This window comes from Streptomyces sp. NPDC048269 (assembly GCF_040652395.1).
Taxonomy (GTDB): Bacteria; Actinomycetota; Actinomycetes; order Streptomycetales; family Streptomycetaceae; genus Streptomyces.
Genome location: NZ_JBEZLW010000008.1, coordinates 54,711 through 70,164 on the forward strand (window position 1 = coordinate 54,711; position 15,454 = coordinate 70,164).

General features: G+C 71.9%; 14 protein-coding genes. 9 read left to right on the top strand and 5 right to left on the bottom strand.

Annotated elements, in window-relative coordinates; genetic code table 11:
- Positions 1–57: 57 nt before the first annotated feature.
- Complete coding sequence (locus AB0D48_RS11700; protein WP_362393935.1) at positions 58–984, bottom strand: zinc-binding dehydrogenase; 927 nt, start codon at positions 982–984, stop codon at positions 58–60.
- A 51-nt stretch (positions 985–1,035) separates the two neighbouring features.
- Positions 1,036–1,737, bottom strand: coding sequence for a nitroreductase family protein (locus AB0D48_RS11705; protein ID WP_362393938.1), 702 nt, complete (start codon positions 1,735–1,737; stop codon positions 1,036–1,038).
- A gap of 77 nt (positions 1,738–1,814) precedes the next feature.
- Between AB0D48_RS11705 and AB0D48_RS11710 the strand changes: the two genes are divergently transcribed.
- On the top strand, positions 1,815–2,360 hold the full coding sequence (locus AB0D48_RS11710; RefSeq protein WP_362393941.1) for a GNAT family N-acetyltransferase: 546 nt from the start codon (positions 1,815–1,817) through the stop codon (positions 2,358–2,360).
- A gap of 6 nt (positions 2,361–2,366) precedes the next feature.
- Here the strand turns inward: AB0D48_RS11710 and AB0D48_RS11715 are convergent, their stop codons facing one another.
- Positions 2,367–4,394: a phosphocholine-specific phospholipase C gene (locus AB0D48_RS11715; protein WP_362393944.1), complete on the bottom strand. Its 2,028-nt coding sequence runs from the start codon at positions 4,392–4,394 to the stop codon at positions 2,367–2,369.
- Positions 4,395–4,513: 119 nt separating this feature from the next.
- Positions 4,514–5,539: an NADP-dependent oxidoreductase gene (locus AB0D48_RS11720; RefSeq protein ID WP_362393948.1), complete on the bottom strand. Its 1,026-nt coding sequence runs from the start codon at positions 5,537–5,539 to the stop codon at positions 4,514–4,516.
- 101 nt (positions 5,540–5,640) lie between these two features.
- On the opposite strand from AB0D48_RS11720, the gene AB0D48_RS11725 reads away from it, so the two are divergent.
- The 4 genes from AB0D48_RS11725 (at position 5,641) to AB0D48_RS11740 (ending at position 9,362) form a co-directional block, all read left to right on the top strand.
- Complete coding sequence (locus tag AB0D48_RS11725; protein ID WP_362393950.1) at positions 5,641–6,525, top strand: LysR family transcriptional regulator; 885 nt, start codon at positions 5,641–5,643, stop codon at positions 6,523–6,525.
- 259 nt (positions 6,526–6,784) lie between these two features.
- Positions 6,785–6,916 carry a hypothetical protein gene (locus AB0D48_RS11730; protein ID WP_362393953.1) on the top strand — a complete coding sequence of 44 codons (132 nt, stop codon included), beginning with the start codon at positions 6,785–6,787 and terminating at the stop codon, positions 6,914–6,916.
- 92 nt (positions 6,917–7,008) lie between these two features.
- Positions 7,009–8,049: a 3-isopropylmalate dehydrogenase gene (locus tag AB0D48_RS11735; RefSeq protein WP_362393955.1), complete on the top strand. Its 1,041-nt coding sequence runs from the start codon at positions 7,009–7,011 to the stop codon at positions 8,047–8,049.
- A 227-nt stretch (positions 8,050–8,276) separates the two neighbouring features.
- Complete coding sequence (locus tag AB0D48_RS11740; protein ID WP_362393958.1) at positions 8,277–9,362, top strand: branched-chain amino acid aminotransferase; 1,086 nt, start codon at positions 8,277–8,279, stop codon at positions 9,360–9,362.
- A 77-nt stretch (positions 9,363–9,439) separates the two neighbouring features.
- Here AB0D48_RS11740 and AB0D48_RS11745 read toward each other — a convergent pair whose 3' ends face one another.
- Positions 9,440–10,867 (bottom strand): cytosine permease, encoded by a 1,428-nt coding sequence (locus AB0D48_RS11745; protein ID WP_362393961.1) that lies wholly within the window; start codon positions 10,865–10,867, stop codon positions 9,440–9,442.
- 155 nt (positions 10,868–11,022) lie between these two features.
- Between AB0D48_RS11745 and ureA the strand changes: the two genes are divergently transcribed.
- The 4 genes from ureA to AB0D48_RS11765 are packed head-to-tail and all read left to right on the top strand — an operon-like array spanning position 11,023 to position 15,184.
- Positions 11,023–11,733 carry an urease subunit gamma gene (gene ureA / locus AB0D48_RS11750; RefSeq protein ID WP_362393964.1) on the top strand — a complete coding sequence of 237 codons (711 nt, stop codon included), beginning with the start codon at positions 11,023–11,025 and terminating at the stop codon, positions 11,731–11,733.
- Positions 11,730–13,463, top strand: coding sequence for an urease subunit alpha (locus tag AB0D48_RS11755; protein WP_362393967.1), 1,734 nt, complete (start codon positions 11,730–11,732; stop codon positions 13,461–13,463). Before ureA ends, AB0D48_RS11755 begins: the two co-directional genes overlap by 4 nt.
- 30 nt (positions 13,464–13,493) lie before the next feature.
- Positions 13,494–14,531, top strand: a complete 1,038-nt coding sequence (locus AB0D48_RS11760; protein WP_362393970.1) for an agmatine deiminase family protein — start codon at positions 13,494–13,496, stop codon at positions 14,529–14,531.
- Between the two features lie 29 nt (positions 14,532–14,560).
- Positions 14,561–15,184 (top strand): TetR/AcrR family transcriptional regulator, encoded by a 624-nt coding sequence (locus AB0D48_RS11765; RefSeq protein WP_362393973.1) that lies wholly within the window; start codon positions 14,561–14,563, stop codon positions 15,182–15,184.
- Positions 15,185–15,454: the final 270 nt, after the last annotated feature.

The window sequence follows — 15,454 nt, forward strand, 5'->3', positions numbered from 1 at the left end:
CCCCGCCCCCGCTCCGGTACCCCCAAGTCCGGAGCGGGGGCGGTTCCAGTTGCCGGCTCACACCGTGAGGACCACCTTCCCCAGATTGCGCCGCCCCTCGATCAGCGCGTGAGCGCGGGCGGCCTCGGCCAGCGGGATCTCCCCGTGCACGGACGTACGCAGCGCACCGCTGCCGTGCGCCTCCCACAGCTCGCGCCGCCAGCCCTCGTACACCTCGGGCCGGCCCTGTGCGACGGCCCGGATCTGGAAGCCGATCACCGACGCGCCGCGCACCAGCAGCTCGTACGCCTCCACGGTGCCGCCGCCCGAGCTGTACGCCACCAGCCGGCCACCCGTGGCCAGGGCCCGCACCGCGGGGCCGAGCAGCTCGCCGCCGACCCCGTCGAGGACCACGTCGTACGGCTCGCCCCAGGCGGCGGGCTCGTCGTACAGCACGACCTCGTCGGCGCCGAGGCCGCGCACGAAGTCCGCCTTGTCCCGGCTGGAGACGGCGGCGACCACGCGGCGCGCCCCCGCGGCCCGGGCGAGCTGCAGGGCGAGGCTGCCGACCCCGCTCGCGGCGGCCGTGACCAGCACGGACCCGCCCGGTTCGATCTGCCCCGCCGTCACGGCGCCGCGGGCGACGAGTCCGCTGCGCACCAGGGCGACGGCGTCCACGGAGCCCGCCCCCTCGGGCAGGGGCGAGGCGAACGGCGCGGCGAGGAGGGCGTACTCGGCGTACCCGTGGCCGAAGCACAGCCCGGTGACCCGGTCTCCGACCGCGAACCCCCGCACCCCCTCGCCGAGGGCCGCGACGGCCCCCGCGACCTCCCCGCCGAGCGGTATGGCCTCGCCGTGCTCCCGCACCTTGCGTACGACGGGCAGCGTGACCCCGACGGCCTCGACGGCGACGAGCAACTCGCCCGGCCCGGGCGCGGGGACCGGCACGTCCTCGGCGAACAGCACCTCGGGCCCGCCGGGAACCTCGTACCGGATGCGCATCATGGGAACCCCCTGTTTTGGATCTTGACCGGTTCCCAGGATAGGAGCGGGCCCCTACACCTCCGTCAGAACCTGGTCCAGGGACTTGCGCCGAAGGTCCGGGACCTCGCAGTCGTCGGCGGGGTAGCCGACCGGGATGACCGCGAAGGCCTTCTCGTTCTCCGGGCGGTCCAGGACGTGGGAGAGGAAGCGCATCGGGCTCGGCGTGTGGATCAGGGCCGCCAGCCCGGACAGGTGGAGCGCGGACAGGAGCATGCCGACCGCGATGCCGACCGACTCGTCGACGTAGTAGTGCTTGCGCTTCGTACCGTCGGGGCCGAGCCAGTAGCGCTGCTGGAAGACCACGATCAGGGCCGGGGCGTCCGTGAGGTGGGACTTCACGGCGTCCGTGCCGAGGGGGCGCAGGGCCGCGAGCCACTCGTCGCCGAGGCGGCCGTCGTAGGAGAGAGCCTCCTCCTGCTCGGCGGCGGCGCGGATCTGCTGCCGTACCGCCGGGTCCTTGACGAGGACGAACGTCCAGGGCTGCTGGTGCGCCCCGGAAGGGGCGGTAGCGGCGCACGCGACGGCGTCCCGGACGACCTGCTCGGGCACGGGGTCGGGGGAGAAGTGGCGCACCGTCCGCCGCTCGTCCATCCGGACGCGCAACTCGGCCGCACGGGCGAGGGATTCCCGGGTCGGCATCCGCGCGGGCCGGTAGGCGGCGGGACGGTACGGCAGTCCGTGGGTGGGGGTCCATTGCTGGGTATCAGGCGACATGCGGTGAGTGTGCGGTCGCGGCCCCGGGGCCCGCCAGGAACGTGCAGGCCGATTCGTGGCGGAGGGACACTGGTTCCATGACCGATACACGGACACGCCTCGCGCACACCTCGCAGTTGGGCACCGGCGCGCTGGAGGAGATCCGGGCCCTGCTCGACGCGGCGTTCGAGGGGGACTTCTCCGACGAGGACTTCGAGCACGGGCTCGGGGGGATGCACGTCCTGGTGCACGAGGGCGGCGAGCTCATCGGGCACGGAAGCGTGGTGCAGCGGCGGATCGTGCACCGGGGGCGGGCGCTGCGCGTCGGGTACGTCGAGGGGGTGGGCGTACGGGCCGACCGGCGCCGACGGGGGATCGGCGGCCTGATCATGGCCGAGCTGGAGCAGGTCATCGCGCGGGCGTACGTGCTCGGAGCCCTGTCGGCGTCCGAGGACGGAGCCGCGCTGTACGAGCGCCGGGGGTGGACCGTCTGGGGCGGTCCGATCGGGGTCCTCGGGCCGCGGGGGCCCGAGCGGCTTCCCGAGGAGGAGGGCGGCACGTACCTGTGGGTGCCGCCCGGCGGGGCCCTTCCGGACCCCGCCGGGCGGCTGGACTTCGACTGGCGCGACGGGGACGTGCTGTAGCTCCCGTCAGCCGGAGATGCTGGCGGCGCCCGACTCGATGTGGCCCGTGTAGCGGCGGGACCAGGTGCCGTCCGAGCCGGCCAGGACCGTGAAGTCGTACCAGCCCTTGTTGTACGCCACCGCGTTGAAGTAGTCCTCGCGCGAGGAGTTCGCCGGGACCGTGTACGTCCACGGGCCGTCGGTGCGGTAGGCGTTGGAGCGGATCGTGAAGGTGACCGCAGCCGCGGACGCGTTGGTCATCTTGAAGTAGACCGCCGTCTTGCCCGTGCCCGGCTCGACCGCGAAGCGGGCCGCCACCTCCAGGTCCTTGCCGGGCTTCGTCGCGTCGCCGAGGAAGCGGCGCAGGAAGCGGTTGGGACCGTGCATCGAGATGTCGTACTTGCCCGAGCCGTAGCCGGGACCGATGTGGAAGTAGTCCGTCGCCGTGGCACCGGCGTCCACCGTGTACTGCCAGGCCGCCGTGTCCCGGTACTGGTGCGGGTGGATCGAGAAGTGCGCCGCCTGCTTCGCCTCGGCGCCCTGGTTGGTCATCGAGAACCAGGCCAGGATCTGGCCGGCCGCGCCGAACTCCAGGCGGTCCAGGTTGCCGTTGACCTGGTACGGGAGGGCCCGCGCCCGGCGGGTGCCGGGCTCCTGCGCCGGGAGGGCGTTGTCCTGCGGCGCCGGGTTGGGCAGCGGGCCGCAGGTCGACTGGCCGATCACCTTGGCCGTGGAGGGGAGGCCCGCGGGGACCCCGTAGACCGGGTGCGCGAAGTCGAAGACGCGGGTCAGGTCGCCGGTCACCTTGCGGCGCCACACGCTGATGTTCGGACAGGTGGCGGGGGTGCCGAGGGCGGCCGTCCACTTCTCCATGAACCGCAGGACCGAGGTGTGGTCGAAGACCTCGGAGCTCACCCAGCCGCCGCGCGTCCACGGGGACATCACGATCATCGGGACGCGGAAGCCGAGCCCGACCGGGATGCCGTCGATGTACTCGCCGGGGGTGCCGGGCGGGGCGATCGGCGGCGGCACGTGGTCGAAGAAGCCGTCGTTCTCGTCGTAGTTGAGGAAGAGGACGGTGGAGTCGAAGACCTCGGGGTTGGCGGCGAGCGCGCGGTAGACCAGGTCCACGAAGTGCGCGCCGTCACCCGGCGGCGCGTACGGGTGCTCCGAGAAGGCCTCGTTCGCCACGACCCAGGAGACCTGGGGAAGGGTGCCGGCGACGACGTCCGCGCGGATGGCGGCCGCGATGTCGTCCGGGGTGGAGCCGGTGACCTGTGGGACCGAGCCCATGCCCCGGTCCCACAGCGGGTTGCCGGGGGCCGCGTCCGTGAACTTCTTGAAGTAGGCCAGACGGTTGTCGCCGTAGTTGTCCTGGGCGTTCTGGTAGACCTTCCAGCTCATGCCGGCGCGCTGGAGGGCCTCCGCGTACGTCTCCCAGGTCAGCCCGGACTCGTCACCGCCGTCCATGCTGGTTGCGTCGGTCTTGCCGCTCCACAGGAAGGTGCGGTTCGGGCCGGTGGCGCTGAGCGCGGAGCAGAAGTACGCGTCGCAGATCGTGTAGTTGTCGGCGAGCCCGTAGTGGAAGGGTATGTCCCCGCGGTCCAGGTAGCCGAGGGTGCGGGTGTTGCCGACGCCGGTGACCCAGTTGTCCATCCGGCCCTTGTTCCAGGCGGCGTGCTGCGATGTCCAGCTGTGCGGGAGGTCGCCGTTGCACTGGGCCAGGGTCTCGCCGTCGACCCCGCCCGCCGGCGGGGTGGCGGAGAGTTTCCACGGGTACTGGCGGCCGCCCCAGTTGGGCTGGTTGAACGTGCCCCAGCCGCCGGGGATGTTGCCGGCGGCGCGGTCGCCGAAGCCGCGGACACCCTTCAGCTTGCCGAAGTAGTGGTCGAAGCTGCGGTTCTCCTGCATCAGGATCACCACGTGCTTCACGTCGGTGATCGTGCCGGTCGCGGCGGCCGCGGCCGCCGTCGTCGGTGCGACCACGGGCAGGGCCGCCCCCGCCACGAGCCCGGCGCCGATTCCCACGAACCCTCTTCGGCTGATCGGTGTCACTGGCTCCTCGCCTCCAACTCGCGTGCCCGATTGGCACATTGACGGCAAGAGTGGAGGGAGGGGCGTCAAAGGTCTACATCCGTGCGGTAAGAAATCGGTGAACATCCGGGTGGCTGGAATCAGCCGTCGATCCGGACGAGCATCTTGCCCAGATTGTCTCCCCTGAGCATGCCCAGGAAGGCCTCCACGGTGTGGTCGAATCCCTGCACAACGGTGGTGTCCGTGCCGATCCGGCCGCTGCGCAGATGAGGGACGAGGAAGTCCTCCAGCTCGTCCTGCAGATTGGTGTGGTTGCGAACCAATACCCCTTCCAGGCGCAACGACTTGTGCACGACCTCGAAGAGGTTGCGGGGCGCGGCGGGGGACCGGTCGCCGTTGTACATCGAGATGGCCCCCACCCAGGCGATCCGTCCGTACTCGCGCAGCACGTCGATCGCACCCTCCAGGTGGTCGCCGCCCACGTTGTCGACGTAGACGTCGATGCCTCCCCCGGAAACCGCCGCGGCGGCCTTCGCGAGCTGCTCGCCGACCGGCCCGTCGTGGTAGTCGAAGGCCGCGTCGAAGCCGAGGTTCTCGGTCAGGTGGCGGACCTTGGCCGCCGACCCCGCGCTGCCGATGATCCGGCGGGCGCCGAGCAGCCGGGCGATGTGGCCGGTCGCCGTGCCGACGCCGCCCGCGGCTGCCGAGACGAACAGGTCCTCGCCCGCGCGCAGGGCCGCGGTCCGGGTCAGGGCGGCGTACGAGGTGAGGCCGGTGCCGCCGAGGATGGAGAGGTGGGCCTCCAGCGGGACGCCCTCGTGGCCGCGCAGCCTGCGCGTTCCGGCCACGCCGAGGGTGACGAGGGAGTGCGTGCGCCAGCCCTCGCGGTGGAAGACGAGGTCGCCCTCCGCCAGGCCCGGGTCGCGCGAGGCGATCACGCGGCCCACCGAGCGGCCTTCGAGCGGGGTGCCCAGCTCGAAGCCGTTCTCGCCGCCGTCCATCAGCCCGCGGTGGTACGGGTCCACCGAGAGCAGCAGGTTCTCCACCAGGGCGGTTCCGGGTCCCGGCTCCGGCACCGGGTACGAGGCGTAGGCGAAGTCGGTGGCGGCGGGGAAGCCGGCGGGGCGGGCGATCTGGTGGACGGCGCGAGCGGTGTTCGTGGTCATGTCCCAGACGCTAGGAAGGAATCCCGGGGCCGGGCAGGGGGTTGCGCTCATGCAAGCCGCACATCCATGAATGACGCTCATAGAACGAGGTGGGGGCCCCGGTGTCCGAACTGCTTCCGCAGGAACTGCGGATCCTGGTCGCCGTCGCCGAGTACGGCGGCTTCTCCGCGGCGGCTGCCGCGCTCGGCCTCACCCAGTCGGCCGTCTCGCACTCCGTGCGCGGCAGCGAGACCAAGATCGGCGCGGTCCTCTTCGGGCGCGGCCGGACAGGTGCCTCGCCCACCCAGGCGGGGGAGCGGGCCGTCGGCCACGCGCGCAGGATCCTGCGGCTGTACGAGGTCATGGGCGCGGAGGTGCGCGCAGCCGGCCGGGGCGCGCCGGATCGGGACACGGTCGAGGGCGTGCTCCGGATCGCCGCCTTCCGCAGCGCGGCGCTGCACCTGTTGCCGCCCGCCCTGGACCGGCTCGCGGCCCGGCACCCCGGCATCCGCCCCGAGGTCCGGGTGGTCCGCGAGATCGGCCCCGGTACGGCAGGGGAGGTGGCGGCCGGCCGCGCCGACCTGGGCATCGCCACCCTGGGTGCGGCGCAGGGGATGCCGCCCGGCCTGCTGAGCGGGGTGCTCGTGGAGGAGGCGTACTCGCTGGTGCACCCGGCCGGGCACCCCGACCCGAAGGCGCTGCCCCTGATGGACTGGGACGAGAACTGCGGCTCCTACACGCGCAGCTGGTGGCAGGCGCAGGACTGGATCCCGCGGGCGACCGTGAAGGCGGAGGACGACGCGATGGTGCTGACCATGGTCGGCCGCGGGCTCGGCATGGCGATCATGCCCGAGCTGTCGCTCCGGGAGGCGGGCGATGCCGTCGACATCACCGGTCTGGGCCCCCGGGGGCCGGTGAGGCGCGTGGGATACGTCACGACGCCGGAATCCGCTTCGACTCTCGCCGTAAGGGCCCTGATCAGGGAACTCCGTTCCGAGGGCAGCTGAAAACGGAGCCACGGGAGCCGCAGTCCGAGGGGTTCGGCGTCTCAGATAGTAGGAAGTCCGAGTAATTGCGGAGACATACAGCGGGACCTGCCCTAGCTTTGTAGGAGCCGAACGTCTCGCCGATCAGGCGAATGGTGTCGAGAGCGCGCGCCCCTGGCAGGCAACCCCTGCGGCGCACCGCTCCCCGCCTCTTCCGGCGCCTTGAAGGAACCCCTCATCCGTGGCTTCGCCACGCCGTGATCTCAAGGAGTCGATCCACATGACCCCCACCACCGCTGCCGTCCGCCGCGTCCGCCACTCCTCCTCCGCCGACGCCGACCGCAAGAACGCCGCCGCAGCCCTCCAGCGGGCCCTCGACCGCCGTGACAACGGCGGCTCGACCGGCCACTGAACCAGCGCCCGGCCCGGACATCTTGCGTCCTCATTAGTCCAAATGCTGGACGCAATATGTCTGAGGGCTGGGACACGGAGTACGGTTTCGCCATGTCGACCAGCATCAATCTCGCAGTGATCCCCGGTGATGGCATCGGCCAGGAAGTCGTGGCTCAGGGACTCAAGGTCCTTACCGCGGTCCTGCCCCAGGATGTGAAGCTGGAGACCAAGGAGTACGACCTCGGCGCCCAGCGCTGGCACCGCACCGGTGAGACCCTCCCCGAGGCGGAGCTCGAGGCCCTCAAGCACCACGACGCGATCCTGCTGGGCGCCATCGGCGACCCGTCGGTCCCGTCGGGCGTGCTGGAGCGCGGGCTGCTGCTCAAGCTCCGCTTCGCCTTCGACCACTTCATCAACCTGCGCCCGTCGAAGCTCTTCCCGAACACCGCCACCCCGCTGGCCGGCCGTCCGGAGATCGACTTCATCGTGGTCCGTGAGGGCACCGAAGGCCCCTACACAGGCAACGGCGGCTCGCTGCGCACCGGTACCCCCGCCGAGGTGGCCACCGAGGTCAGCCTCAACACCGCGTACGGCGTGGAGCGCGTGGTCCGTGACGCGTACGAGCGGGCCAACGCCCGCCCCCGCAAGAAGCTGACGCTGGTCCACAAGAACAACGTCCTCGTGTACGCCGGCCACCTGTGGAAGAACATCTTCGACAAGGTCGGCCAGGAGTACCCCGAGGTCAGCACCGACTACCTGCACGTCGACGCCGCGACGATCTTCTTCGTCACCCAGCCCGAGCGCTTCGACGTCATCGTCACGGACAACCTCTTCGGTGACATCCTCACCGACCTGGCCGCCGCCGTGACCGGCGGAATCGGCCTGGCCGCCTCCGGGAACATCAACCCGACCGGCGCCTTCCCGTCCATGTTCGAGCCCGTCCACGGCTCGGCCCCGGACATTGCGGGCACCGGCAAGGCCGACCCGACCGCGACGATCCTCTCGGTCGCCCTCCTGCTGCGCCACCTGGGCTACGAGGCCCAGGCCGTCCGCATCGAGGACGCGGTCTCCGCCGACCTCGCGGAGCGCGACGGCACCTTCCGCTCCACCGACGCCATCGGCGACGCCCTTGCCGCGCGCGTAGCCGGCTGACCCGGCAGCACCACTCCCAGGAAGCCGTCGGGTCGGATAGGGGACCCGGCGGCTTTCCCTGTGCGGCCCCGGGTGCCACCATCTCCCCTGGGCCGCTACCCCCGCTTCTCCGAAGCCTCCGTGCGCGCGATAATCGAACGCGAGGCCGCGGAATGCGGGGAAGCTCGGACGTCCTAGTACGCCGTGAGCGCGGTCCGCCATACACAACCGGTGAAGGACAAGCACTCATGACGACGCCCACGATCGAGCTCAAGCCCTCCTCGAACCCGCTGTCCGACGCGGAGCGCGAGGCGATCCTGGCCAGCCCCGGCTTCGGCCGCCACTTCACCGACCACATGGTGACGATCAAGTGGACGGAGGGCCGCGGCTGGCACGACGCCGAGCTGGTCCCGTACGCGCCCCTGGCGATCGACCCGGCGAACATGACGCTGCACTACGCGCAGACGATCTTCGAGGGCCTCAAGGCCTACCGCCAGCCCGACGGCACCGTCGCCACCTTCCGGCCCGAGGCCAACGCCGAGCGCTTCCAGGCCTCCGCCCGTCGCATGGCGATGCCGGAGCTGCCGGTGGACCTGTTCATCGCCGCCTGCGACGCGCTCGTCACGCAGGACCGCGCCTGGGTCCCGGACTCCGGCGAGGCCTCCCTGTACCTGCGGCCGTTCATGTTCGCCTCCGAGGTCGGCCTCGGCGTCCGCCCGGCCAACGAGTTCCTCTTCATCGTCATCGCCTCGCCCGCCGGCGCGTACTTCCCCGGCGGCGTCAAGCCGGTCTCCGTCTGGCTCTCCGAGGAGTACGTCCGCGCCGTCAAGGGCGGCACCGGCGCCGCCAAGACCGGCGGCAACTACGCCGCCTCCCTCGTCGCGCAGGCCCAGGCCGCCTCGCACGGCTGCGACCAGGTGGTCTGGCTCGACGCCGTCGAGCACCGCTGGATCGAGGAGATGGGCGGGATGAACCTGTACTTCGTGTACGGCGACCGCATCGTCACCCCGGAGCTCACGGGCTCCCTGCTTCCCGGCATCACCCGCGACTCCCTCCTCACCATCGCCCGCGACCTCGGCTACACCGCCGAGGAGGGCCGGATCACCACCGAGGACTGGAAGCGCGACAACGAGAACGGCACCCTCACCGAGGTGTTCGCCTGCGGCACCGCCGCCGTCATCACCCCGGTCGGCTCGGTCAAGTCCGAGCGCGCCGACTGGACCCAGGGCGACGGACAGCCGGGCCAGGTCACCATGCGCCTGCGCAAGGCCCTGCTGGAACTCCAGACCGGCCACGCGGCCGACCACCACGGCTGGATGCACCCGCTGGGCTAGCCGCACCCGCACCGGTACGCAGGAAGGCCCGCAACCCCGCCAGCCGGGGGTGCGGGCCTTCGTGCGTACGGGTCGGCTCAGACGGCCGCGGCCACCGGCTCCTGCTCCTCGGCGGGAACGGCCGCCGGCGCGGTGCGGGCGGTCAGGGCCGTGTAGATCAGTCCGCCGGTGAGGCCGGAGAGGACGAAGGAGCAGTCCACGCCGCCGGTCAGGGCGAGCAGCGGGCCCTCGTAGAACGGGGTGGTCACGGCGAGCAGGCCGACGCCCGCGCCGACGGCCCAGGAGGCGGTGGCGGCCACGTTCCAGCCGCCGCGGTACCAGTAGACCCCGCCCACCGAGCGGCGGTTGAAGACCTGGAGGGCGTCGGCGTCGTACTGCCCGCGGCAGCGCGCGTAGCCGATCAGGGTGATCACGGCCCACGGGGTGCCGATCGCGGTCAGCAGCAGGACGAAGGACGTCATCGCCGACTGAACGTCCCACTCGAAGGAGCCGACGAAGACGAAGGCGGTGGCCACGGCCGCGGCGATGACGGTGGCCGTGGTGCGGGTGGCCCTGGGGACGATCGCGTCGAGGTCGAGGCCCATGGAGTAGAGCATCAGGCCGGCGTTGCCCACCGAACCGGCCGCGGCGGCGGCGAGCAGCGGCACCAGGTACCAGAACGGGGCGGCGGCGACCAGCGGCCCGGCGTACTCGGCGCCGGCCTCGGCGGCGAGCGCGGTGTAGGTGCCGAAGAGCTGCGGTATCAGCAGGCCGACCAGCAGGCCGAGGCCGGTGGCGCGGAAGACCTTGCGGGAGCTGTGCTCGCGGGGGGAGATGTAGCGGGTGTAGTCGCCGAGCAGGGTGATGAAGGCGACGGGCCCGCTGAGCCCGGCGGCGACGGCGGCGAGCAGCCAGGTCGGCCAGAAGGAGCCGAGCAGGTACCCGGTGTCCGGCGGCGCGACGGTGGTGAAGTCCGGGGCGTAGGCGAAGAGCCCGACGGCCAGCAGGACCATCATGCCGATGGACAGGATCTTGCTCAGGCGCAGCAGCAGCCGGTAGCCGAAGACGGCCCCGACGACGGTACAGGCGGCCAGTACGCCGTACATCACGGCCCGCGACACGCCGGTGTCCGGGAGCCCGGTGAGCCGGGACAGGACGCCGACCATCACGTCGCCGCCGATCCACAGGGTCAGCGCGGTATAGCCGAGCGAGAGCAGCAGGCCGACCACCGAGCCGACCAGGCGGCCGCGGACGCCGAACTGCGCGCCGCTGGATGTGGAGAGGTTGGTGGCGGTCCGCAGGGAGACCAGTGCCAGCGGCGCGGTGAAGGCGATGCCGACGAGGGTGCCGGTCACGATGGCGGTGACCGACGGCCACAGACCCAGCCCGAAGGACGGGGGGAGCCAGCCGAACACGATCACGCCGAGGCAGAGGTTGGAGCCGAGCAGGATCGAGATCAGGTCACGGGGACCGCTCGTCCGCTCCTCCTCGGGGATGGTGTCGACTCCGCGCTGTTCGATGGGCATGGGGGACTCCCTTGGCAGGGCGGGGATGGTTGCGCATTGGTTTGAGCGACACTCAATGTGACTCAAGCCCAGCTCTCAGGTCAATGATTCCCAGCAACGAAATCAAGAGTTAGAGTGATGCTCTAACCCATCGACTCAAGAGGTGGTGGATCGGCGTGCGGCTGACCCCTACGGAGCGCGACCGGCTGCTGCTCCGCAGCGCTGCGGAACTGGCCAGGGCCCGGCGGGCCCGGGGCCTGAAGCTCAACGTCCCGGAGGCCACCGCGCTGATCGCGGACACGGTCTGCGAGGCCGCGCGCGACGGCAAGCGGCTCGCGGAGGCCATCGAGGAGGCCCGCGGAGTGCTGGGCCCCGACGACGTCCTGCCCGGCGTGGCCGACGTGGTCACGGAGGTGCACGTGGAGGCCGTCTTCGACGACGGCTCCCGGCTCGCGGTGGTCTCGTCCCCCATCCGCGGCGCGGTACCGCTCGGCGACGACGCCCCCGGGGCGGTCGTCCCCGGCCCCGGCGTCCCCCAGCCGGAACCGGTGCTGCACCTGAGCGTGCGCAACACCGCCGCCGTGCCGGTGAGCGTCACCTCCCACTTCCACTTCTTCGAGGCCAACCCGCGCCTCGACTTCGACCGCGCCGCGGCCTACGGCATGCGGCTGTGCGTACCGGCGGGCTCGTCCGTCCGGTTCGACCCGCACGGCGAGGGCGAGGTCGGCCTGGTCCCGATCGGCGGCGACCGGATCGCCGTCGGCTTCGCGGGCCTGGTGGACGGGCCGCTGGACGCGCCCGGCGCGAAGGAAGAGGCCCTGCGCCGTGCCGCCGCCTGCGGCTACCTCGGCGTACGTGACACCGGCAGCGAAGGAGCGCAGGCGTGAGCCGCCAGACCCCCCACAGCGATCACTGCGCGCCCGGCAGCCGGCACATCGACCCGCACGAGTACGCCTCCGTCTTCGGCCCCCGCGCCGGCGACCGGGTCCGGCTCGGCGACTCCGGCCTCACCGTCCGGGTGGAGTCCGACGCGCAGAAGCCCGGCGACGAGTTCCTGGCCGGCTTCGGCAAGACCGCCCGCGACGGCCTGCACCTGAAGGCGGCCGCCGTCCGCGAGACCTGCGACGTCGTGATCAGCAACGTGCTGGTCATCGACGCCGTCCTCGGCATCCGCAAGGTGTCCATCGGCATCCGCGAGGGCCGCATCCACGCGATCGGCCGGGCCGGCAACCCCGACACCCTCGACGGGGTGGACGTCGTCGTCGGCACCGGCACGAGCATCGTCTCCGGCGAGGGCCTGATCGCCACCGCCGGCGCCGTCGACACCCACGTGCACCTGCTCTCCCCCCGGATCATGGAAGCCTCGCTCGCTGCGGGCGTCACCACCGTCATCGGCCAGGAGTTCGGCCCGGTCTGGGGCGTCGGCGTCAACTCCCCGTGGGCGCTGAAGCACGCCTTCAACGCCTTCGACGCCTGGCCCGTCAACATCGGCTTCCTCGCCCGAGGCTCCTCCTCCGACGCCGCCCCGCTGGTCGAGGCCCTGGCCGAGGGCGGCGCGAGCGGCTTCAAGGTCCACGAGGACATGGGCGCGCACACCCGCGCCCTGGACACCGCCCTGCGGGTGGCCGAGGAGCACGACGTACAGGTCGCCCTGCACAGCGACGGCCTCAACGAGTGCCTCTCCGTCGAGGACACCCTGCGCGTCCTGGACGGCCGCACCATCCACGCCTTCCACATCGAGGGCTGCGGCGGCGGACACGTACCGAACGTCCTGAAGATGGCGGGCGTACCGAACGTCATCGGCTCCTCCACCAACCCCACCCTGCCCTTCGGCCGGGACGCGGTCGCCGAGCACTACGGCATGATCGTCTCCGTCCACGACCTCAAGCCGGACCTCCCGGGCGACGCCGCCATGGCCCGCGACCGGATCCGCGCCGGCACCATGGGGGCCGAGGACGTCCTGCACGACCTGGGCGCGATCGGCATCACCTCCTCCGACGCCCAGGGCATGGGCCGCGCGGGCGAGACCATCCGCCGCACCTTCGCCATGGCCGCCAAGATGAAGGGCGAGCTGGGTCCGCTGGCCGGCGACGGCGAGGGCGACGACAACGCCCGCGTCCTGCGCTACATGGCCAAGCTGACCATCAACCCCGCCATCGCCCACGGCCTCGCCCACGAGATCGGCTCCATCGAGGTCGGCAAGCTCGCCGACATCGTCCTGTGGCGCCCGCAGTTCTTCGGCGCCAAGCCGCAGCTGGTCCTCAAGTCCGGCTTCCCGGCGTACGGGGTCACCGGCGACCCCAACGCCGCCACCGACACCTGCGAACCGCTGGTCCTCGGACCGCAGTTCGGCTCGTACGGGGCCACCGCGGCCGACATCTCCGTCGCCTTCGTCTCCGCCGCGGCCGCCGCGCTCGGCTCCGACGAGATGCCCACCCGGCGGCGCCGGGTGGCGGTCCGCGGCACCCGCGGCATCGGTCCGAAGGACATGCTCCTCAACTCCCGGGTGGGCGCGGTCGATGTGGACGCGCGCAGCGGCCTCGTCTCCCTCGACGGGGAACCGCTGCGCTCCGAAGCGGCCGATTCGGTTTCCCTCAACCGCCTGTACTTCTTGTAAGTCAGCACAGCCTGTAAGGACCTCCCTGCCATGACCGCAAAGCCCGTGAACGACGGCTTCCGGATGCCCGCCGAGTGGACGCCCCACGAGCGCACCTGGATGGCCTGGCCCAGCCCCAACCCCACCTTCACCAACGAGCAGGAGCTCGCCGAGGCCCGCGAGGCCTGGGGCGCCGTGGCCCGCGCGGTCCGCTCGTACGAGCCCGTGACCCTGGTCGTCTCGCCCGGCGACGCCGACAGCGCCCGCGCCATCGTCGGCGAGGACGTACAGCTCGTCGAGCGCGAGCTCGACGACGCCTGGATGCGCGACATCGGTCCGACCTTCGTCACCAACGAGGCCGGCCAGCTCGCCGCGGTGGACTGGACCTTCAACGGCTGGGGCGCCCAGGAGTGGGCCCGCTGGGACCACGACTCGAAGATCGCCCGGTCCGTCTCCGACCTGGCCGGCACCCGCACGTACAGCACCGCACTCGTCAACGAGGGCGGCGCCATCCACGTCGACGGCGAGGGCACCGTGCTCCTCACCGACACCGTGCAGCTCGGCGAGGGCCGCAACCCCGGCTGGACCCGCCAGCAGGTGGAGGCCGAGATCCACGCCCACCTGGGCACCACGAAGGCGATCTGGCTCCCGTACGGCCTGGCCGGCGATTACGGCACCTACGGCACCCAGGGCCACGTGGACATCGTCGCCGCCTTCGCCCGCCCCGGCGTGGTCATGGTGCACACCCAGCCCGACCCCGCACACCCGGACCACGAGCGCTGCAAGACCATCGCCGCCATCCTGCGCGCCTCCACCGACGCCCGGGGCCGGCAGCTGGAGGTCGTGGAGATCCCGGCGCCGACCGTGCTGGAGGAGGACGGGGAGTGGGTGGACTACTCGTACATCAACCACTACCTGTGCAACGGCGGTGTCGTGCTGTGCTCCTTCGACGACCCGCGCGACGAGGAGGCCGCCGAGATCTTCCGCGGACTGTTCCCCGAGCGGACCGTGACACTCGTTGACGCACGTACGATTTTCGCCGGGGGTGGCGGAATCCACTGCATCACCCAGCAGCAGCCGAAGGTCTGACCTTCGCGATCCGGACGAGGAGTGGGCCCATGGTGGCGGGTGGAGTACCGGTACGGGCGGCGCGCAAGAACGCGCCCCCGCGCGAGGACGTACTCGTCGCCGCCATGGCCACGATCGCCGAGCGGGGCCTGGAAGGCCTGACCATGGCCGGTCTGGGCCGTCAGGTCGGCATGAGCAGCGGCCACCTCCTCTACTACTTCCGCAGCAAGGACGAGCTCCTGCTGCAGACCCTGGAGTGGAGCGAGGCGGAACTGGGCGCCGCGCGCCGGGCCCTGCTGGCAAGGCGCGGCCCGGTGGCAGAGCGCCTGCGCGCGTACGTCGACCTGTACGTGCCCACGCAGGCCCGGGACCCGCACTGGACGCTGTGGCTGGAGGTCTGGAACCGCTCCCAGAACGCCGGCCCGCAGGAGCGCGACCGCCAGGCGGCCATCGAGGGTGCCTGGCACCGCGACCTGGTGGCGCTGCTCGCGGAGGGCATCTCGCGCGGGGAGTTCCGCCCGGTGGACGCCGAGCGGGTGGCGACCCGCATCAGGGCCCTGCTCGACGGATTCAGCATCCAGCTGGCCGTGGGTCTGCCGACGCTGGACCGGAAGGGCATCCTGACCCACGTCCACGAGTTCCTGACCGACACCCTCACCCCCCAGGGTGACTAGCCCTGCCGGCACGTGAGGCACGTGAACCCGCCCGGCGTCCCCGCAGCGCCGCGGCACCCGGCCACGGGCGGGTGCGGTGCCGGCGTCGGCACGGTGCCCGCATCGTGAGATCCCTGTCCATGCGCGGCGAGCGTTGTGGCACACTGCGAGCGTGCCTGCTCAGCTCATGATTATCGCCAGCAGCGCGCCGGTCCCCAGTGACCGCTGAACCGTGGAAGAACTTCGCGGAAGCGGGCACCGTGCCCCAGACCCGCGCGCAGACCTCTCGCT

What these genes read in the sequence shown, in the direction of transcription:
- AB0D48_RS11700 (WP_362393935.1), bottom strand. Translation starts at nt 984, where the DNA reads ATGATGCGCATCCGGTACGAGGTTCCCGGCGGGCCCGAGGTGCTGTTC.
- AB0D48_RS11705 (WP_362393938.1), bottom strand. Translation starts at nt 1,737, where the DNA reads ATGTCGCCTGATACCCAGCAATGGACCCCCACCCACGGACTGCCGTAC.
- AB0D48_RS11710 (WP_362393941.1), top strand. Translation starts at nt 1,815, where the DNA reads ATGACCGATACACGGACACGCCTCGCGCACACCTCGCAGTTGGGCACC.
- AB0D48_RS11720 (WP_362393948.1), bottom strand. Translation starts at nt 5,539, where the DNA reads ATGACCACGAACACCGCTCGCGCCGTCCACCAGATCGCCCGCCCCGCC.
- AB0D48_RS11730 (WP_362393953.1), top strand. Translation starts at nt 6,785, where the DNA reads ATGACCCCCACCACCGCTGCCGTCCGCCGCGTCCGCCACTCCTCCTCC.
- AB0D48_RS11735 (WP_362393955.1), top strand. Translation starts at nt 7,009, where the DNA reads ATGTCGACCAGCATCAATCTCGCAGTGATCCCCGGTGATGGCATCGGC.
- AB0D48_RS11740 (WP_362393958.1), top strand. Translation starts at nt 8,277, where the DNA reads ATGACGACGCCCACGATCGAGCTCAAGCCCTCCTCGAACCCGCTGTCC.
- AB0D48_RS11745 (WP_362393961.1), bottom strand. Translation starts at nt 10,867, where the DNA reads ATGCCCATCGAACAGCGCGGAGTCGACACCATCCCCGAGGAGGAGCGG.
- AB0D48_RS11760 (WP_362393970.1), top strand. Translation starts at nt 13,494, where the DNA reads ATGACCGCAAAGCCCGTGAACGACGGCTTCCGGATGCCCGCCGAGTGG.
- AB0D48_RS11765 (WP_362393973.1), top strand. Translation starts at nt 14,561, where the DNA reads ATGGTGGCGGGTGGAGTACCGGTACGGGCGGCGCGCAAGAACGCGCCC.